We start from the raw sequence: 20,216 nt of genomic DNA, 5'->3' as shown, positions 1-20,216 counted from the left end.
ACCGCCGATAACATCGTTCATGTCAAAAAACCGGTTTTCCGCGGCAATCTGCGCGTGAAATACTATTTGTAGTAATAAGTCTCCCAGTTCTTCACACAATTTATACATATCTTCTTCATTAAGGGCTTCCATCACTTCATACGTTTCCTCCAGAAGATACGGTCTCAAAGTGAGGTGGTCCTGTTCCCGGTCCCACGGGCAGCCTCCTTTGCCACGCAGCCTCGCCAGCAGGTCAACCAGCGGGTCCAAAGGAAAGCGGCAGGCACGCCGGCTGACGTGCAGCGTCCGGCGCCCGGCATTAACCACCTCCACGCCCCCGCTTTCGCCAGGTTCTTCCCCATCCCTGAACGCTTGTCCAGCCGACCCGTCTCCATCATCCATACCTGCTTCGTTCTTTCCTTGCTCTCCGCTCTCCGCCCTCTGACTTCCGACTGCCGGTACATACAGGCTTGTCAAATGGTCCACCCATGCCAGCCTGTCCAACCCCCGCAGAGGTATATTTTCAATCCTTTCCTCACCCGGTATGCCGGCTCCTCGCACCACGGTGATCAAATGCCCGGGCGGATAATTTTCGAGAAGCGATATTTTAACGTCTGCCGCCACCAGCCGGCTGTATACCTGAGTGATTACAGCGGGCCTGGCCGGCAGCGGCATATTATCGTCAATACGCAGCCCGTCGACTACCTGTAATCCGGCGCCGGTATTCAGTCTGAGCGCGGCGATAATAACGTCAAGAAAGCTTAAGGCCGGCTGGATACGGATACTGACACCTTCCCGCTCCGCAGCCTCCACAATCAGGCGAACCGACTCCTCAGCCACCAGCGGGTGGCCCGGAACGGCGTATAACACGGGTTCGCGGCGCGCCGCCGCGATCACTGCCCGGCAAATACCCTCATAGACATCCTCAAAACCGGGGGACTGCTCGTACAGATAATCAAAAGTGAAAAATGAAATCCCTTCCTTAACGAGCCAACTGACTACAGGATGTCTGGCTGTCCGCAGAAAGGTGCAGGTGGAGGATCTCAGCGCCTTCCAGGCGCTCATGGTAATGTCACCCGGCGCTCCGGGGCCCAGCCCCGTAATGGTTATACCGGCTTGCAGAGGCATGTTAACGGTGCTCCTTTCACTAACTCTCAAGAACGACTTCACTGTCGGCGGCCTTTGGGCATACAATGCGCCGAACAACAAAAAAGTGGCCCTTGTAAGGCCACATTGTCTACTGCTCCATTTGTTTAGCCAGGAAACCCGCGGCGGTTTCAGCCAGCTTCAACTCCATTTCACCCATTTTCAGCTCTGGTTCCCTAGTGGCCAAAATAACCGCCCCGATTGGGTCTCCCTCTGCAATAATCGGAGCAATAACTTCGGAAGAATACCTGCATTCACCTTCTTCAATGGTCAGGCAATCTTTGCAAAACGGGTCTTCCCCCGGGTTATTGATCACTACGGCCTTGCGCTCATCCATTACCTTTTCCACAGCGTTCCCGATCGGTTTGTTTAAAAATTCTTTTTTGGAGGCGCCGGAAACAGCAATTATATTGTCCCGGTCCGCGATACAGGCGATGTGTCCCAAAGCTTCATACAACGAATCGGCATACTCTTTGGCAAAATCCCCCAATTCACCTATCGGTGAATATTTTTTTAAAATTACCTCACCTTCCCGGTCAACAAAAATTTCCAGCGGATCGCCCTCACGTATTTTCAATGTTCTTCTTATTTCTTTAGGAATAACGACTCTTCCCAAATCATCAATACGGCGTACTATGCCCGTAGCTTTCATAAGCTTCCCTTCCCTCCTTTGTCTGCAAATGCTCACGGAATAACTTTCAATGATAGTATATATCGGAAAGGAAACGTTTATTCATTTTTTTCCAATAGCTAATCATAATTTTCAAATCTTGTTTGCTTTTACTGCTGAGTTATGTTCTCTTCATTATCCGTGAGCTTATTTGTGATCTTAGCATTATTTTTAACTTCCTGCATCATGTCGCTAAATTTTTTACTTATCGCTTCTTGATTTAATTCTTCGGTGAGACGTTGCTTTACCTCCTCGAAGGAATACTGCCCCGCGGCTATTTTTTTCTCCATTTTAATTACGTGGTAGCCATATTCAGTCTTCACCGGGGCCTGGGTGTATTCTCCCTGGCCGAGCGCGGACGCGGCGTCTGAGAACTCCTTGTCAGTATTACTATCCGCGCTGAAAGTATACAGCCCGCCGCCGCTCTTCGTGCCGCTGTCCTCCGATTTCTCTTTGGCCAGTTCGGCGAAGTCCTTTCCTTGCTTTAACTGGGCAATGACGTCTTCAGCCATTTGCCTGGCCTCAGCGTCGCTGTGCTGAAACGGGTAGCCTTTAGTTCCGTCGTCGACAAAGAACAGGATGTGGCGCACCTGCAGTTGATCAGGATGAGCAAACTGTTCTTTGTTATCATCATAATATTTTTTCACTTCATCTTCGGATACCGGCGGGACGTCTTTGGTCACCTGTTCCTGCAGGTTTAAAAGATAGGCCACGTCTTCTTCGCTCATTTTTAATTGAGCCAGATACAAATCGTACTCCTCCGCGGTCGGGAACTGCGCTTTTAAAAGTTTTATTTTATCCTGAACCTGTTCCTCCGTCAGTTCGCCGAACTTTTTGGCTTCCTGCAGCATCAGTTTGTCATTAATCATCTCCTCAAGAGCTTGCTTCCTGAGATTTTCCGTTAAAGTCTGACCCTGGTCCCCGCTGAAATCAAAGCCTTGCTTTTCCAGGCTGGCCTTAGCTTCGTCAACTCGCTGGGACAGTTCGGCGCCGGTGATTTTCTCACCGTTGACCGTCGCCACCACATCCTGGTTACAACCGGCTAAAGCAAAGACTATCAGCACAGCCAGCAGCAAAATTTTTTTATGCAATACCCCATCTCCTTTCAGATAATGAAATTATACATTAACACGCGTGCTCGTGACAACCTCCGGCGAACCCTCGGCAGAATGGTTATACTCCCGTCCGCAACCTCCCAAAACCGCTAAGAAGTCTTCCAGCCGTTTAAGCAGAACCAGAGCATCACCGTAACCGCGGTCGGCAAATTTTAGTTTTATTTCAAATTCTTCCCCCACGTTGCTGAACTTTACCTCGTTCAAGTGACGCCGGCCGGCCGCCACCAGCGCTTCGCCGGTCAGAGGATGATCCCGGCCGAACAGCAGGCGGTACTGACCCGGCAGCAAGCTGATTTTTTTCACCTTCAGCCGCCCGGCCAGTATTCGCACCTTTGCCACCGCAAGCAGGTTCTGCACCACTACCGGCGGGTCACCGAAACGGTCGACCAGTTCATCCTCAAAATCAGCCAGAGCGGCAGGGGCGGCTAAAGCGGCGATTCTCTTATAAATCTCCACCTTCTGGTTGGTATCCGGTATATACGTGTCTGGAATGTACGCCTCCACCGGCAGCTCAAGGGTGGTCTCCGGCACCTGGGTGACATTCTCGCCCTTGGCTTCCCTGACAGCCTCGTCAAGCAAACGGCAGTACAAATCAAATCCTACCGCCGCGATATGCCCGTGCTGCTCAGCCCCCAGAATATTGCCGGCCCCCCTGATTTCCAGGTCGCGCATGGCAATTTTAAAACCGGAGCCCAGTTCCGTAAATTCCCGGATGGCGGTCAGGCGCTTTTCCGCCGATTCGCCCAGCACCTTATCCTTTTTAAAGGTAAAATAGGCGTAAGCCAGCCGGTTGGAACGGCCGACCCTGCCTTTGAGCTGGTATAGCTGGGCCAGGCCCATCATATCGGCCTCCTTGACCAGAAGCGTGTTCACGTTGGGAATATCCAGCCCGTTTTCAATAATGGTCGTGCAAACCAGCACATCGTACTTGCCGTCCAGAAAATCCATCATCACCTGCTCCAGGTCATCTTCCTTCATCTGACCGTGGGCCATGGCGATTCTGGCTTCCGGCACAAGCTCCCGCAGCCACAGCACCACCCGCTCCATATCCAAAACCCGGTTATACACGAAAAACACCTGGCCGCCCCGCCCTAATTCCCTGCGGATGGATTCCCGGAATAAAACCGGATCTTCATCCAGCACATAAGTCTGAATCGGGTAGCGGTCTTTAGGCGGGGTTTCCAGGAGGCTGGTATCCCGCAACCCGACTAAAGACATATGCAGGGTGCGCGGAATAGGCGTGGCGGATAAGGTGAGCACGTCTACATTCTTGCGGATAAATTTCAATCTTTCTTTATGGGCCACTCCAAACCGCTGTTCCTCATCTATGACCAGCAGGCCGAGATCCTTGAAACGCACATCTTCCTGCACCATCCGGTGGGTCCCGATGACAACGTCAACAGTACCCTGTTCCAATCCCTGCAATATTTGGCGCTGCTCCCGGGCGGACCGGAAGCGGCTGAGCACTTCCACTTTGACCGGGTAGCGGGCAAACCTTTCCCGGAAGGTGTTGTAATGCTGCTGGGCAAGAATGGTGGTGGGCACCAGCACGGCCACCTGCTTGCCCTCCATCACTGCTTTAAAAGCGGCCCGCAGCGCCACTTCCGTTTTGCCGTAGCCCACGTCCCCGCAAAGCAGCCGGTCCATCGGGCGGCTGCGTTCCATGTCCATTTTTACTTCTTCAACGGCGCGGATTTGGTCGGGAGTTTCCTCATAAGGAAACGATTCTTCAAATTCCCGCTGCCAGACCGTATCCGGCCCGAAACCATGTCCCCGCACCGTTTCCCTGGCCGCATAAAGCGCCAGGAGTTCCTGGGCCATCTCCCTGACCGCCTCTTTAACTCTGTTTTTCGCCCGCGCCCATTCACCGCCGCCCATACGCGACAAGCGCGGCGCCTCACCTTCGCTGCCCAGATACTTTTGAATTAAGCCAACCTGGTCGACCGGCACGTACAGCTTATCCTCACCGGCATACTTGACCAGCAGGTATTCTTTCCGGATATTCGCGATGGTCAGGGGCACAACACCCAGGTAGCGGCCGATGCCATAATTAACATGAACCACGTAGTCCCCTACTTTCAAGTCGACAAAAGGAGTCAGCCGCTCAAGCTGTTTCCTTTCCTTGTGGCTCTTTTTGCGCTGGCCGTACATATTGGACTCGGTAACCACCACCAGCCGGCAGACAGAAAGTTCAAATCCCTCCACCAGGCTGCCGGCTGAAATCACCACATTGCCGGCCCGCACGTGACCTTCCAGCGAGCCCGTATAAAAAGCGTCAATTTGATATTCTTTTAAAGAGGCAAGAAGCTGTTGCGATCGCTGGCGGCCTGACACCAGCAGCACCACGGCATAACCTGATTTACGCCATTCTTTTATTTCGCCGGCCAGCATTTCCACGTTGCCTAAAAAGCTGGGCAATGTCTTGCCGTGAAAATTAACCGTGTTCTGAGGCTGCATAAGATGGGTAAGACGAGGCAGCAGGGAACCGTAGACTACCTCGCGGGAGGAAAGCTCATTAACAATGCTGTCCCAATCGACGTGGTTCATAAATTGCGAAGGCAGCAGACGTCCTTTCGCCAGCAGTTCCTTATTAACCGCAGCGCGCTCCCGCTGCGCATTTCGCGCCACTTCTCCGGCACGCACCGGGTCATCGACAAAAACCAGGGCGCCGGCAGGCAAGTAATCCAGAAGAGTCACCGTCTCATCATAAAAAAAGGGCAGGTAGTTTTCAATTCCATTAAAGTAAGCGGCGACATCTTCCAGCAGCTTCCCGGCCAATTCGTTGAGTTGGCGGACTGCTTCGGCGTCACCGGCCCGGCCAAGCTTACGTTCCTGATTCTTGTACTCGCTCATTAGGGCGCGCCGGGCATGCCGCCAAATCAATTCGCTGCCTACGATCAGTTCCCTCGCGGGGTATATTGCCAGTTTCTCTATTTTCTCTTCAGATCGTTGCGTCTGCACGTTAAACCGGCGGATTGAATCCACCTCGTCATCAAAGAATTCCAGACGCGCCGGCCTGTGCGCGGTCATGGGGAAGACATCCAGAATCCCCCCCCGGAGGGTAAACTGGCCTCGCTCCTCCACCAGATCAACCCGTTCATAGCCTAAGACCATTAAACCGGTCAAAAGTCCTTCCAGACTTGTCTGCTCCCCTACCGCCAGGCGCAGAACAGGCGCCCGGAAGTCATCCGGCGGGATCAACCGTCTTGACAAGGCTTCCACCGGGGTGACCACCACCATACGCTCACCCGCGCACAGCCCCTCCAGCACCTGCAGGCGTTGTGCCGTCACTTCTTTGCTCTGTGCCAGCACATGATGAGGCAGCAGTTCCCATGCCGGGAATTGCCTGACGGACACACCTGGTAAAAGCCCGGCCAGCTCATCCGCCAGCACACTTGCCTCCCGCTCCCCCGGGGTGATTACCAGCATCGGCTTCAGCGCCGTCTCCTCGGCCAGGCCGGCCAACAGGTAGCTGCGTTGGGAACCCGACAGGCCATAAACCAATTGTTTTCTTAATTTTCTTTTTATTCCTTGCGCAAGGCTGACAAATTCCGCAGAACGCTGCAAAGGTCTTAAAATACCACGCATACATGTCCTCCCTTGAAACCCATCACAAAAAGAGCTTTAGCATACCCATGGCTAAAGCTCTAACCTCTTGTCCCGATACTTTAAAAAAACAAATTTATCAGTTAATAACAGGCTGGCTATAGAAGGTTTTGTCATATCCGCCAAATATTGTTTCACGACAGTCATCACAAACAGTATTTACCGTTATTATATCTTGCCGCACACCACCCGTCAAGGCGGCGCCCGCGGGTGCGGGACCGGTCAAATCCAACTGTCCGGCAATAGCGGCGCGGCACTTCGCAAACAAACATAAAGATCACAACATTCCCCTTCCTCCAATGACATCAATGATAGTTGACCAAGCTTGCAACGGTGAAATTCCAGGCCGCGTGCGCCAGATACCCGGCGAAAAGCGCGGGGGCCACCGCGCCATAACGCTCATACGCCATGGCAGTGATAAACCCGTAAATCGAGTGGCCGGCCAGCGCCGCCAACCCGGCGTAAAGACCGTTGCGCCGCCGGGAAAACAACTCCCAGACCGTTTCAACCACCCCGAAAAACACATGGGTAAAAAACAAAGAGGCGCCAATTAACACGGCCGGGACCGTTTTGGCAAATTCCTCCACCAAAGGCGTATAATAAACCATATTCAAGCCGGGCAAATACGCCCTGCAGCGGTTCAACTGCCAAGCCAGCCCGGCCGCGAATAACGCGCCGGCTAAAGACAACAGGACAGGACCAGAGCCTTCAATAGAATTCAGCGATACACTCACCTTCTGTTGAAAAGATTCATTGCCCGCTCCATACCCTCGCGTACCGCGCAGATGGCGGCATCCGACGCCAAACCGAGCGTTTCTTCCAATACCTCTGCCTCTTCACCGCTGAAACGCCCCAAAACATAATCCACTGTTTCATACCCCGGCTCCGCCGGCCTGCCGATACCGACTCTCACTCTGGGGAAACTATCAGTACCAATCGCCGCGATAATCGATTGCATGCCCTTATGCCCCCCGGAACCGCCACCTGCCCGCAAGCGCAGTTTTCCGCACGCCAGGTCCAGATCATCATAGATGACCAGCAGGTCTGCAGCTGTCAGCTTAAACCAGTTCAGCAACGCTCCTACCGCGTCACCGCTTAAATTCATATAGGTTTGGGGTTTGGCCAAAACAACCTTTTCCTCGTTTATTTGCCCCTGGCCAACCAGCGCCTTAAACAATTTCTTCCCGACAGTCATGCCCAGTACCGAAGCCAGGCGGTCAACAACCATGAATCCAACATTATGTCTTGTTTCAGCGTATTCTCTTCCCGGGTTACCCAGGCCGACAATCAATTTCATAACCAATCCCCCGCATCCAAATCTCCACCCTATTGTAACCCGGTGTGACTACGGAGGAAAGAGCATTTAACATCAATATACATACATATAATTTCCCACTGTTCAGGAGTCAGCATGAAAGCATGATTTATCTATCGTCCTGATATTCTGACTCCTGAATACTTGCTTTGTTATTATTTTTCCCTGTTTTTGTCATAATCATTCTGATCCATGAATATGGATTAGACAAGAAATTTTTCGGGGAATTGAGGTGCTAGAAAATGAAAAAGAGTAAACGTTTTACCTCCCTGTCAGTGATAAGCCTGGAAGAGGGCCAGCAGATCGGCACCGTGAAAGGATTAATAGTTGATCCTGCCAGTAAAAAAGTAGCGGCGTTGATCATTGAACAAAAAGGCTGGTTCAAAGAGCAGCGTTTTATTCCTTATCATAAAGTGCACAGTGTCGGCAACGACGCCATCACCATAGAAAAAAACACCTGCGTGGAAAAGGCGGGCAACCTGTCGGAAATAGTTAAGCTGTTAAAGGATAAAATAGGCGTCATCGGTTCGAAGATCGTGGCAGAAAACGGAACTGTGCTGGGATACGTGGACGAATTTTATGTAGACTTGGAAACAGGCGCCATCACCGGCCTGGAGTTTTCAGGAAACCTGTTCAACAGTGTGCTCAAAGGGCATGCCTTCCTCGATATTTCCCATGTGCGCACACTTGGCAAAGAAGTAACGATTATAACAGATGAAGGTGTCGATAATATCTTCAAGCTCGAAGGCGGTCTGCAGGAAACCGTTAAAAATATCCGGGAATCCACCGGCCAGTTCTGGGACACCACAGTCCAGAAAACCAAGGAACTGAGTACCAGCATCAACAAAAAAGTAAAGAAAGAGAAAAAAACCGATCCCGGACCCGCTGCTCAAACGAATGATATCCATGAAGACGCCACCGGCAACAACGAGGCTGAACAACCTGATCATAAAGAAGTTGTCCAAGAAGAAAATCCCGTTGAAATCGCTGTTCCCGCCTCCGGGGACAATAACAGCGGTAAAGATGCCTCACCGCCCGCATAAGTGAACTCGTTCAGCTTCCGCCTGAATCGGTAACCACATTCGCGGGGGACATTCCTCGACCCCAAAGTCACATTATTGGGGACATTCCTCTGACCCAAAAGTTAGGGTGTGTCCCCTTTCCTTTAACAAATAACCCGGCCCAGCCAGGGTTATTTGTTTGTAGCCCTCTTTAAAATTTGCCGATTACCCTGCAAAAAATTTATTTAAAACGTATAACAATTTAAGAGATAAGTTCCAGGATTAGACTGTCCCGAAGAGGAGGGATGCAAATTAAACTGCGTTGTTTTCTTTACTTTTTGAATACTTAATCCGGAGGTGTGCTGATTGTTTAAAAAGAATTTGTTTACTTTGCTATTAACAATGCTTTTAGTCCTGGGGATAGCGGCAACATCCTATGCCGATCCCGGAAAGGGGAAAGGGAAAGGACACTGGAAATTTACTAACTATGGCAAACGGCAAGCTGTTCAACTGGTTGATATTAATTCGCACTGGGCGGCAAATCCGATTCAGGTAATGTCTTCGTACGGGATTATTAATGGATATGCCGACTTTACTTTTAGGCCAAACGCCAATGTAACCAAATATGAGGCCATCATGATGATTTCGAGAGCGTGCGGTTTTACCGGCACTTTTGACTCGGGCAGGGACTGGGACAGCGATGTTCCCTCCTGGATGGCCGACTGCCTTGACTTTGCCGTAAACGAGGGAATATTGACGGAAGAAGAGGCGGAAGACTTAAATGGCTGGGCGCCTGCCAAAAGGTACGAGGTGGCCATATGGGCCATCAGAGCAACCGGTTTGGAGGAGAATAGCGAGTTCTCGTTCCAGGACATGGACGAAATCCCCTACTTCGCCAGGCCTTATGTCGGGGAAATGTATAAATGCGGCTACATGGTCGGTTATCCGGGCAACTTCTTCCAGCCCAACAAACCGGTGACCAGAGCGGAAATGGCAACCGTGCTTTACAGGATTCTATTGGACAATACCGATAACGGCGAGGCTGACGACAACGACGGTGAAGAACTGGAAATTGCGCGCCTGGAGCCCGCTGACGGCAGCTACGACGTGGACGAAGATACCGCTGAACTAGTGGTCAAGTTCAATATGGACATAAAGGCCATAGATAACACGGAGAGTGTCCTGGACGGAATCATTGTCGAGAACGTGACTGACGATACGAATGTGGATATTGACGAGGTGTCCATAGAGGGCAAAATCCTTACCGTAAAACTTTACGAGTCCCTCGAAAGCGGCAAAACATACCGGGTTACCATTGAAGACGATATTATCGAAGCAGAGGACTCCGGTGAAAACTTCGACGGAATCAGCGGCGGCGAGTGGGAATTCAGCACGGATGAAACCTTTGGCATTGCCGGGTTGACCCCTGAGGACGGCGAGACTGTTAACGAAGACACTTACGTCCTCGAAGCGGAATTCAGCGGCGATATCCGGGCAATCTCCGGAAAGAAACTGCTGAATGCCGTAGAGGTTTATAATCAGAGCGACGACGAATATGTGGATATCGAAGATGTTGAAATTGACGGAGATACCCTCATAATCACTCTGGAGGATCCCCTGGAGAACGGAGACACCTTTGAGGTAACCATAAAGGCGGATTATATTGAAGAAAAAGACACGGGTGTAAATTTCAAGGGTATTGACGGCGCTGATTGGGAATTTACCGTTGAGGAATAAAGAGAAGTGGTTAAGACAGGGGACGGTTCTCCGGTCTAAAAGGTAGACAACAGCGGCAGGAAACAGCTCCGCGATGACCTAAAACGACCCGGCTCAGCCGGGTCGTTTCGCTCTGCTCCACTACTGGAAGTTACGCCTTTGTCATATTTTCCTGTTCTTCATGCAAATTGTCAACGCTCCGTAATAGTTCCTGTTCCTTTTGCTCAAAACCCTGCTTCATGCGGTGGTATTCTTCTCTTGTAATGCCGTCATTCTTCCAATCCACATACAAATGGAATCCACTCTTTAAAAAATAAATGCAAAAAGTTCTTGACATTATCTTTTTGTTGTGCTATTTTAAAAATGTAAAAAATGTTTTACATTTATTATGAGGAGTGATTGCTATGAAAAAAGCGGACGAAATGGAAATGACAATAAACTTTAAGTCTATGAGGCTATCGTCTCAAAATATCATTTTCTTTGGCAGCAAACTTTATATGACTCATAAAATGGTCGGAAATAACAATGAAGAATAAAATAAAAACTCTGCGCAAGGAATTAAAATTGCGTCAAGAAGACATTGCAAATCAGCTTGATGTGACAAGACAAACCATTATAGCCATTGAAAATGATAAGTACAACCCCTCCCTGGAATTAGCGATGAAACTGGCAAGACTGTTAAATACCACTGTCGAAGAATTATTTTTTCTTGACAACCCAACCACTACCGACTAAAGCCGGCGGGGGATTTGCTGCTGAATTTAGTTGCTTTCTTTCATGTCGGCTGCTCCTTTCTGTATGTTTCCGGACAACAGAAAACGCCGCTTCGGTCGGCTTGTACCTTCCCGTGCTGGCGTTCCTGTGTGATTACAGATGTGTTTAATGGTATTTGGATTTTCAAAAGCCGTGTTTTACTGGCTTTGCGGGTGTTGTGCTAAAATACATTACTCCACAGCGTCAGCCAGGCAAAATGACTTAACAGATATCCCATCAATTCTCTTTAAGTCATTCTCCAATGCTTGCCTCTCATTATCATCGGCCTGCATGGTCAGGGTGATAATGCCTCTTTGGCGCCCGGGATCGGGAATACCGTTGCGGCTTAAAATTTGTGAGCCGTGCCTCGTCAGCACCTGCTGCACTTCCGGCGCCCGGTTCGCCCTTTCATCCACCAGAATGCCGACAATACAAACGTTGCGCTTCATGTTCACACCCCTTCCCCAATATTTAAACGCTTTTTCTTCTTTTGCTGCTAAAAGGAACATTATATATCAGGCGGGCCGGTTGTCTTTTATCGCCAACCAGCCTTGACGCAGGCGCCTTGAGATCCGGCATCCTGCCTTCGGCAGCATGGCTGGTGTGCAATAATTCTTTTGCTTTCTTGCTTAGCGGGTGTCCGAGAAAATCTTCATAAATAACTTTTACAGCGGGATTTTCGTGGGATTTTCTCAGTTTTTCAGCAAGATCAATTTTATATAACGCTTCGGCGCGTTTACGCCGGTACTCCGCGGACAGTTCCCTGTGTTCGGGGGTTCCGAAAATTGGCTGGCCGCCTCCGCCGACGCAGCCGCCGGGACAGGCCATGATTTCAAGGAAATCAAAATGTTCGCCCCTCTTCATTCTTTCCAGCACGCGCCTGGCATTGCGGGTGCCGTGCACAACGGCTACCTTGATTTTTCCGCCTTTTTTCAGGTCAATGGACGCCTCTTTGATGCCGCGGACGCCCCGCAACTCCTTAAGTTCAATAATAGGCTCCCTGGCACCGGGATTGGCCACGGCGAAAGCCGTCCGGACGGCAGCCTCGGTCAAGCCGCCTGTTCCGCCGAAAATATTTCCCGCCCCTGAAGAAATACCGAGCGGCTGGTCATAATTTTCATCCGGCAATTCTGAAAAGTTCAAACCGGCCTGACGGATCATCCTGGCCAGTTCCCGGGTAGTGACAACGTAGTCAACATCCCGCAGGCCCCTGGTGACCATTTCTTTCCGGGCAGCCTCGAATTTTTTGGCGGTGCACGGCATAACGGCGACCACGACTATTTTCCCGGGATCGATTCCCTCTCTCTGGGCAAAATAAGTTTTAATCAAAGCCCCCATCATCTCCTGAGGCGACTTGCAGGAAGACAGATTATTCAAAAACTCGGGGTAAAAGTGTTCGCAAAATCTGACCCAGCCCGGGCTGCACGAGGATATCAGCGGCAGCCGCTCTCTCTTTTTCAGCCGCTCCAGAAGTTCGTGCGATTCTTCCATGATAGTTATATCCGCCCCGAAGTCAGTTGAAAAGACGCGGTCGAAGCCCAACCGCCTTAACGCCGCCGCCAGCTTTCCGGTAACCACCGTACCCACCGGCATGCCGAAGGCCTCGCCAAGGGTGACTCTGATGCTGGGAGCGGTTTGCACCACGACAAACTTTTCCGGATCGGCCAGCGCCAAGAACACCTCGTCGATACTTTCTTTTTCTGTCAGCGCCCCGGTGGGGCAGGCCATCACACACTGCCCGCAGGCTATGCAGGCGGCCTCGGAAAGGTCCTTCATAAAGGCCGGGCCGATCACGGTCCGAAAACCGCGGTGCTGCGCCGCCAGTGCGCCTACCCCCTGCACGTTCTTACAGACGGCCTCGCACCGCCGGCACTTGACACATTTGTTATAGTCCCTGACTATGAAAGGATTTTTGTCATGAACCAAATGCTCAAGCCGTTCCCCCTGTAAACGGATTTTCCGCACGCGCATCCGGTCCGCCAGCCTTTGCAGTTCACAATTCAAGTTCCTCACACAACTGGTGCACTCACGCTTGTGTTCGGACAAAAGCAATTCGACCATACGTCTGCGGGCGTGATGCACCCGGGGCGTGTCGGTAAAAACCTTCATCCCTTCCTCAACAAGGCTGACACAGGAAGCCTGCAGGGTCTTTTTTTGATTCTTTTCCACTTCCACCAGACATACCCGGCAGACGCCCGGGGCGCTAATATCTTTTAAATAGCAAAGAGAGGGGATTTCGATACCGGCGCTTCTTGCCGCCTCCAGGATATTGGTCCCCTTTTTCACCTCGGCAAGGCGGTTGTTGATCCAAATTTTTATCTTTTCCATTGTATATTTATTCTTTTACCGATTGCCTTTTTTAATACTCAAATAATGATCTTTATAAAACCGCCCGCATGTTCGGCAACCTGGCCGGGGTGTTTAAGCGCCGATAATGGTGACAACGATCTCTCTGCCCGGCCGCGGCCCGTCGAATTCACAAAGAAAAATATTCTGCCAGGTGGATAGCCCAATTTCGCCGTCAATAATGGGGACAGTTTCACTTGGACTAATCAAGCCTGACTTCAAATGCGCGTCCCCGTTGCCGTCTTGCTGATCATGCTTCCAAACGCCTCTTGGAATTAAATTTTGCAAAAAACTGACCACATCGTTTTGGACGCTTTCATCCCAATTTTCCTGAATCATTATTGCCGCCGTCGCGCCACGCGCATATACATTTACGATCCCGCTTTTCATTTTTGCATCAATGACGATTTTCCTAACCTCATCGGTGATGTCAATAAGCTCTTCACGATTACGGGTTTTAACGGTAAATCTCTTTTGCATTTCATTTCCCCACCTTTTTGCTTGGCATATTGCCTATACTTCGTTTTTTAAATTTATAATTTATTGCCGCCACCTTAGTTTAACAGATTTTCAGGCAACTTAAATATATGAACCTGTGCCGCATGCTTGTAATCTCACCGCCCGCTATTGTAAACTGGGAAGGTAAAAGAGGTGATTAAAGCTTGATCTTGTTGCAGGCGGTCCGCATTGACAAATCTTTTGGCGCCCACCAGGTGCTGAATAACGTGAACTTAATCATTCAGGAAGGAGAGCGCGCAGGTATTGTGGGTGTCAACGGAGCGGGCAAATCCACCCTGTTGAAAATAATCACCGGCGCGCTGTCACCGGACGCGGGCGAAGTAATCAAGGCGAAAGACCTGTCGGTTTCTTATATGGCGCAAGACGGCGGGCTGGAATCCGGGCAAAGTATCTGGAACGAAATGCTCTCAGCGTTCACTCACCTAATTTGTATAGAGAAGCAACTTAGAAATATGGAAAAACGCATGGGTGACCCGGCCGTCGTAGCGGACGGCAAAGAATACCGGCAACTGCTCCGGGACTATGACAATCTTTCCTCAGAATTCAAAAATAAAGGCGGATTTGAGTACGAAGCCAACATACGCGGTGTACTGCACGGGCTAAATTTCCGGGACATGGACTACAACACCCCGGTGCACATACTGAGCGGCGGTCAGAAGACCCGCCTGGCCCTGGCCCGCTGCCTGCTCGGCGCGCCGGATTTGTTAATCCTGGACGAACCGACCAATTACCTGGACATGGACAATCTGACCTGGCTGGAGCAATATCTTCAATCATACCGCGGGGCTGTACTTGCCGTTTCCCATGACCGCTACTTCCTGGACACTCTGGCGAAGGTGATTTACGACCTGGACAAAAACGGGATTACCCGGTACACCGGGAATTACACCAGTTTTGTCCGGCAAAAAGCCGAGCTGCAGGAGCAACAGCTGAAGGCGTACAAAAAGCAGCAAGAGGAAATAGGCCGCATGGAGGAATTCGTGAGGCGCAACATGGCCGCCAAGGACACCACCGGGCGCGCCCAAAGCCGTTTGAAAACACTTGAAAAGATGGAGCGGGTGACCCGGCCGGAGAAAGAACACAGGGTAAAAGTATCTTTTAACGTTGACCGGCCAAGCGGGCGGGAAGTGCTCAAGGCGCGCGAACTGAGCATTGGCTATCCCGGCACGGCGCTGGCTACGGGGTTAAACTTCGATATAGAAAAGGGGGAGCGGGTTGTCCTGATCGGACCCAACGGCACCGGCAAATCCACCCTGTTAAAAACCATCGCCGGCTTGCTCCCGCCCCTGGCAGGACATATCAGGCAGGGCAGTCTGGTGCAAATCGGCTACTACGAGCAGGAACATCAGGGGCTGCACCGGGATAAAGATGTGCTGCAAGAACTGTGGGACCGGTACCCGCATATGAACGAACTGGATATTCGCAAGGCGCTGGGCGGTTTTTTGTTCAGCGGCGACGATGTGCACAAAAGTGTGGCAGACTTAAGCGGCGGGGAGAAATCCCGCCTGGCCCTGGCCGCCTTAATGCTGCGCAAGGCAAACTTCCTTCTGCTGGACGAACCGACAAACCACCTGGACCTGCCCGGGAAAGAAGCGCTGGAAGACGCTCTGGCCGGCTACCCCGGCACCATTCTTTTTGTTTCCCACGACCGGTACTTTATCAACAAAGTAGCCTCCCGGGTACTGGAATTATCCCATGGCAGCGTAAACAGTTATCAAGGAAATTATGACTACTACCAGAATAAAAAACCCCGCCTGCCAGGAGCGGCAAAATCCGGGCCGGACCGCCCGGCGGACAGTGAGGAAAAGAAACAGAAACAGTACCTGCAAAAGAAAGAGGAGGATCGGCAAAAACGCAAGCACCGGCGCGAGATCGCCAGCCTGGAACAATCCATTGCCGACCAGGAATCTTTAATCGTCCGCCTGGAAAAAGAACTGGAGCAGCCTGAAGTCTATCTGGATTACCAGGCCTGCCAGCAACGGCAGAACGAACTGGAAAAAGTCCGGGCGGTCCTGCAGGATAACATGGAAAAATGGCTTGCCCTGGTGGAAGCTGAACAAATTAGGACATAAAGCCGGACAAAACTCGGCTTGGCTAATTATACAGGTCGAGCAAGAGCCCAGCTATTTCATCAATTTTACCGGCAATTTCAAGATTTGCTTTCTGCTGCTTCAGCAGGGAGGCAGTCAGCTCATCGATCTTTTCATTTATTATCTCAATTCTAATCAGCAGCCGGCCCAATCCGTAATCTTGTTTCACCCTGTAATACTTCTCCAAGACGAAAGACAGGTATTCTTGTATTTGATTTTTATATTCGATCACATCTGCTTTGCTTTTTGTCCTCTTTAACTTTTCTCCCGCGGCTTTTATTTTATCCAGCATCTCTTCAAGCTTCCGCTGTTCTCTTTTAGCCATATCCAGGGTGCTGGAAAAGTCTTTGCCGTCTCCCGCCTTTAGCACGGTTGGTTTGTATTTTCTACCCGGACTCCGATCAACCGAAGATATTTTCACCAAGATATCCCCATTTCGGCCTTCAATTATAACCGTTGCTGCCAAGTTAGTACTTTCTTTGCCTCGGTGCCTATTCCCTTCTATATCCTTCTATGTTAGAGAAAATATTTTCATAGAACCATATAGGCGGGGTCAGCCCTTGACATTTGACAGCTTTATCGGTTAACGGTCATATACTTTAATCATTAGGGCTTTCGTTGTCTTATCACCCCATTATTTGCTATGCGCTTGTCCAATGTCAAGGGCTGACCCCTTCTAAATCTTCTAAATTCTCGGGACCGATTATAAGCGATTCCATTATTTCTCTGACGGCTACCGGCCTCCAGTCTGCCATTTCTTCTTCGGTGCAGTTAAAGCTGCATAGCAGGGCTTTGTTTTCCAGTTCTGTGAAGAACATCAGGCTGTATATTTTTATATCCCAGAAGGGGTATAATGAATCAACGCAACCTATTTTTTTCCCGTTTATTTCTTTTACGCCGTCTTCGAGCCACGGGGCGGTAGGATGCGTCTTTTTAAGGATTTGGATCATGGCGTCTTTAAATATGTCTATATCTGTTTCTTTAAGGGGGTTTTGGCTATGTTTGAAGGTAATATTTACTGAAAAGCTTTCATTTGAGTAAATTAGATCCGGCCTTCTCTGGAAAGGATACTTTAAAGCGGCGGTTTCGGGTGACATTTTTTTAAAATTCTGAGGCAGGCGTATTTTTATTTTATTTCCCAGCAGGCTTTTTTCTACGAATTCAATGGTTTTACCATCTATTACAGCGACACCTTTTTTGGCGCTTTGCCGCAAGTTGTTTTTGGGTGGATTTCCTCCTTCCGGGGTTTGCGCTGTTTGGCGCCGCGTTTCTTTCATCATTTCTGTGCTCTTTTCACCCATGTGTTCCACGGTATTTCACCTCTCTATATCATTGCTATTGGAATATTTATACTGTTCAAGAAATATTGCACTATGTAAGTTATTTTAGACTCGCATACTGCATTTTGTCAATATAATTATTTTTTAAAAAACAAAACCTGCCATACTTTGCAGTAACGGCAGGTTTGTAACGTAGCTCCATCATATTCAGGCGATTTTAACGGTGATTTCATTATCGGCGCCCGTATCAAGCAACACCTTGTTGCCCCGCTGGAAGGTCCCTCTGAGGATTTCCTCGGAAAGCCGGTCTTCCACCAGGCGGAGGATCGCCCGGCGCAGCGGCCTGGCACCGTACTCTTCATCAAAGCCTTCCTTGGCCAGCAAGTCTTTGACAGTCTCGGTAACGTTGAGCTCAACCTCGTTTTCCTTCATTCTTTCGGCAACTTCTTTCAGCATCAGATTGACAATTTCCCTGATGTGTTCAGCGCTTAAAGCGTGGAAAACGATAATTTCATCAATCCGGTTAAGGAATTCGGGGCGGAAAGTGCGTCTCAGTTCCTCTGTGACCTTGCTCTTCATATTCTCGTAATTTGCCTCGCTCCGGTCACCGGCGCGGAAACCGAGGACCGTCTCGCGCTTAATCATCTGCATGCCGACGTTGGATGTCATGATAATTACCGTGTTGCGAAAATCCACCTTGCGCCCTTTGGAGTCGGTCAGCCGGCCGTCTTCCAGCACCTGCAGCAAAATATTGAAAACATCCGGGTGGGCTTTTTCAATCTCGTCCAGCAGGACTACCGAATATGGCCGCCGCCGCACCGCTTCGGTAAGCTGGCCGCCTTCTTCGTAACCCACGTAGCCGGGGGGCGCGCCAACCAGGCGGGACACCGCGAATTTTTCCATATACTCCGACATGTCAATGCGCACCATGGCATCCTCATCGCCGAATAGAACCTCCGCCAGCGCCCTGGCCAGCTCGGTTTTACCCACCCCGGTGGGACCAAGGAAAATAAACGAGCCGATGGGACGCTTCGGGTCCTTCAGCCCGGCGCGGGCGCGCCGCACCGCCCGGGACACGGCCAAAATAGCCTCATCCTGTCCGATTACCCGCCGGTGCAATATTTCTTCCATTTTTAGAAGCCTTTCCGATTCTTCTTCGGCAAGCTTCTTCACCGGAATACCGGTCCAGCTGGCCGCGATCTGGGCGATGACATCTTCGTCCACCACCAGTTCCGCCCCGCCTTTGCGCTGTTTCCACGACTCCCTGAGCTGGTCCAGTTCATTCCGGATCTTCTTTTCTTGATCCCTTATTTCGGCCGCTTTTTCAAACTCCTGGCTATTAACCGCCGCTTCTTTTTCTTTTTGCAGTACTTCTAATTTCTTTTCCAGATCTTTCAAATCCGGCGGCGCGGTAAAAGCCTGCAGCCTTACTTTAGAACCGGCTTCGTCCACCAGGTCTATGGCTTTATCAGGCAGGAACCGGTCGGTAATATAACGGCTCGATATCTTGGCGGCCGCTTCCAGGGCGGCATCAGTAATCCTGACGCGGTGGTGGGCTTCGTATTTATCCCTCAGCCCGCGCAGAATCTGGATGGTCTCCTCAACAGTGGGCTCCGCGACGGTAATCGGCTGGAAACGGCGCTCCAGCGCGGCGTCTTTTTCAATATGCTTGCGGTACTCATCCAGCGTGGTCGCGCCGATGCACTGCAACTCACCCCTGGCCAGCGCGGGCTTTAATATATTGGCCGCGTCTATAGCCCCTTCAGCCGCGCCCGCTCCCACCATGGTGTGCAGTTCATCGATAAACAGGATGACATTGCCGGACTGGCGAATCTCCTCAATTATTTTTTTTAAACGCTCTTCAAACTCGCCCCGGTACTTGGTCCCCGCCACCAGTGAACCCATATCCAGGGTTACCACACGCTTATTTTCCAATACTTCCGGTATGTTTCCGGCGTTGATCCGCTGGGCCAAGCCCTCGGCCACGGCGGTTTTACCCACACCCGGCTCACCAATCAGCACCGGGTTGTTTTTCGTGCGCCGGCTTAAGATTTGGATAACTCTTTCAATTTCTTTTTCCCTGCCGACCACCGGGTCAAGCTTCTCTTCCCTGGCCAAAACGGTCAAGTCACGCCCGAACTGCTCCAAGGTCTTAGTTCCGCCGCCCTTCGCCTTGCCGGCCGGCTGCCCTTCGGCGGCGGCGCCTGACTGCCCGCCCAGCATGTTGACAACCATGGCGCGGACCTTATTGCTGTCGGCGCCATAAGCATTCAATATATGGGCCGCCACACCTTCTCCTTCGCGGACCAAACCCAGCAGCATATGCTCGGTGCCGATATAATTATGTCCCATGCGCCTGGCTTCATCCACCGACAGTTCCAACACCCGTTTTGTCCGTGGAGTCAGCGCCGGTTCACCCGTCGCCGTCCCTTTGGTGGCTTCCACTATTTGCGCCACCGCCGCCCGCACTTTATCCGCATCCAGCCCAACCGCAGCCAGCACTTTTGCCCCCACACCCTCGCCTTCGCGGATCAGGCCAAGCAGCAGGTGCTCCGTACCTACATACGGGTAGCCTGAATTTTTCGCTTCTTCCTGGGCAAGATACAATGCTTTTTGCGCCCGCTCGGTAAATCTTCCGAACACGGCAGTCACCTCCAATAAATACATAGTAGTCAGGAGC

The 20,216-nt window shown here is 50.9% G+C and carries 18 protein-coding genes; 4 read left to right on the top strand and 14 right to left on the bottom strand.

Features of this window, described 5'->3' with window-relative positions:
* From A4E54_RS04800 to pth, 7 genes are all read right to left on the bottom strand, one after another.
* The coding region (locus tag A4E54_RS04800; RefSeq protein ID WP_286724744.1) for a MazG nucleotide pyrophosphohydrolase domain-containing protein at positions 1–1,107 on the bottom strand (1,107 nt) is incomplete at its 3' end.
* 109 nt (positions 1,108–1,216) lie between these two features.
* Entirely contained in the window at positions 1,217–1,777 is a 561-nt protein-coding gene (gene spoVT, locus A4E54_RS04795) for a stage V sporulation protein T (RefSeq protein WP_286724741.1), read from the bottom strand.
* A gap of 128 nt (positions 1,778–1,905) precedes the next feature.
* Complete coding sequence (locus tag A4E54_RS04790) at positions 1,906–2,886, bottom strand: peptidylprolyl isomerase (RefSeq protein ID WP_286724738.1); 981 nt, start codon at positions 2,884–2,886, stop codon at positions 1,906–1,908.
* Positions 2,887–2,913: 27 nt separating this feature from the next.
* Positions 2,914–6,498 carry a transcription-repair coupling factor gene (gene mfd / locus A4E54_RS04785; protein ID WP_286724736.1) on the bottom strand — a complete coding sequence of 1,195 codons (3,585 nt, stop codon included), beginning with the start codon at positions 6,496–6,498 and terminating at the stop codon, positions 2,914–2,916.
* Positions 6,499–6,662: 164 nt separating this feature from the next.
* The gene (locus A4E54_RS04780; protein ID WP_286724734.1) at positions 6,663–6,797 is read right to left on the bottom strand and encodes a hypothetical protein; all 135 of its coding nucleotides are present in this window, start codon (positions 6,795–6,797) and stop codon (positions 6,663–6,665) included.
* Between the two features lie 24 nt (positions 6,798–6,821).
* Positions 6,822–7,250, bottom strand: coding sequence for a hypothetical protein (locus A4E54_RS04775; protein WP_286724732.1), 429 nt, complete (start codon positions 7,248–7,250; stop codon positions 6,822–6,824).
* Positions 7,247–7,813: an aminoacyl-tRNA hydrolase gene (pth, locus tag A4E54_RS04770; protein WP_286724729.1), complete on the bottom strand. Its 567-nt coding sequence runs from the start codon at positions 7,811–7,813 to the stop codon at positions 7,247–7,249. The genes A4E54_RS04775 and pth overlap by 4 nt, the downstream gene beginning before the upstream one ends.
* A gap of 260 nt (positions 7,814–8,073) precedes the next feature.
* Between pth and A4E54_RS04765 the strand changes: the two genes are divergently transcribed.
* Positions 8,074–8,874, top strand: a complete 801-nt coding sequence (locus tag A4E54_RS04765; protein WP_286724727.1) for a PRC-barrel domain-containing protein — start codon at positions 8,074–8,076, stop codon at positions 8,872–8,874.
* 324 nt (positions 8,875–9,198) lie between these two features.
* Positions 9,199–10,569 carry an S-layer homology domain-containing protein gene (locus A4E54_RS04760; protein ID WP_286724725.1) on the top strand — a complete coding sequence of 457 codons (1,371 nt, stop codon included), beginning with the start codon at positions 9,199–9,201 and terminating at the stop codon, positions 10,567–10,569.
* A gap of 130 nt (positions 10,570–10,699) precedes the next feature.
* Here A4E54_RS04760 and A4E54_RS04755 read toward each other — a convergent pair whose 3' ends face one another.
* Positions 10,700–10,840 carry a hypothetical protein gene (locus A4E54_RS04755; RefSeq protein ID WP_286724723.1) on the bottom strand — a complete coding sequence of 47 codons (141 nt, stop codon included), beginning with the start codon at positions 10,838–10,840 and terminating at the stop codon, positions 10,700–10,702.
* Positions 10,841–11,073: 233 nt separating this feature from the next.
* Here A4E54_RS04755 and A4E54_RS04750 point away from each other — a divergent pair, with 233 nt between their 5' ends.
* Entirely contained in the window at positions 11,074–11,283 is a 210-nt protein-coding gene (locus A4E54_RS04750; RefSeq protein WP_240082090.1) for a helix-turn-helix transcriptional regulator, read from the top strand.
* Positions 11,284–11,492: 209 nt separating this feature from the next.
* On the opposite strand, the gene A4E54_RS04745 is transcribed toward A4E54_RS04750, so the two are convergent.
* The 3 genes from A4E54_RS04745 to A4E54_RS04735 form a co-directional block, all read right to left on the bottom strand.
* Positions 11,493–11,750, bottom strand: a complete 258-nt coding sequence (locus A4E54_RS04745) for a TM1266 family iron-only hydrogenase system putative regulator (RefSeq protein ID WP_240082091.1) — start codon at positions 11,748–11,750, stop codon at positions 11,493–11,495.
* Between the two features lie 22 nt (positions 11,751–11,772).
* Positions 11,773–13,629 (bottom strand): NADH-dependent [FeFe] hydrogenase, group A6, encoded by a 1,857-nt coding sequence (locus A4E54_RS04740; protein ID WP_286724720.1) that lies wholly within the window; start codon positions 13,627–13,629, stop codon positions 11,773–11,775.
* A 93-nt stretch (positions 13,630–13,722) separates the two neighbouring features.
* A complete protein-coding gene (locus tag A4E54_RS04735) occupies positions 13,723–14,127 on the bottom strand; it encodes a secondary thiamine-phosphate synthase enzyme YjbQ (protein WP_286724718.1) in 405 nt (134 codons plus the stop codon).
* Positions 14,128–14,309: 182 nt separating this feature from the next.
* On the opposite strand from A4E54_RS04735, the gene A4E54_RS04730 reads away from it, so the two are divergent.
* A complete protein-coding gene (locus A4E54_RS04730) occupies positions 14,310–16,238 on the top strand; it encodes an ABC-F family ATP-binding cassette domain-containing protein (RefSeq protein ID WP_286724716.1) in 1,929 nt (642 codons plus the stop codon).
* A 22-nt stretch (positions 16,239–16,260) separates the two neighbouring features.
* Here the strand turns inward: A4E54_RS04730 and A4E54_RS04725 are convergent, their stop codons facing one another.
* From A4E54_RS04725 to A4E54_RS04715, 3 genes are all read right to left on the bottom strand, one after another.
* On the bottom strand, positions 16,261–16,677 hold the full coding sequence (locus tag A4E54_RS04725; protein ID WP_286724714.1) for a YaaR family protein: 417 nt from the start codon (positions 16,675–16,677) through the stop codon (positions 16,261–16,263).
* Positions 16,678–16,915: 238 nt separating this feature from the next.
* Positions 16,916–17,566, bottom strand: coding sequence for a hypothetical protein (locus tag A4E54_RS04720; RefSeq protein ID WP_286724712.1), 651 nt, complete (start codon positions 17,564–17,566; stop codon positions 16,916–16,918).
* A 177-nt stretch (positions 17,567–17,743) separates the two neighbouring features.
* The gene (locus A4E54_RS04715; protein WP_286724710.1) at positions 17,744–20,179 is read right to left on the bottom strand and encodes an ATP-dependent Clp protease ATP-binding subunit; all 2,436 of its coding nucleotides are present in this window, start codon (positions 20,177–20,179) and stop codon (positions 17,744–17,746) included.
* Positions 20,180–20,216: the final 37 nt, after the last annotated feature.

Origin of the sequence: Pelotomaculum sp. PtaB.Bin117 (assembly GCF_002067195.1) — a bacterium.
GTDB lineage: Bacteria > Bacillota > Desulfotomaculia > Desulfotomaculales > Pelotomaculaceae > Pelotomaculum_D > Pelotomaculum_D terephthalicicum.
Note: the sequence above shows the minus strand (reverse complement) of the source record. Positions and strands in the feature narration are given on the sequence as shown.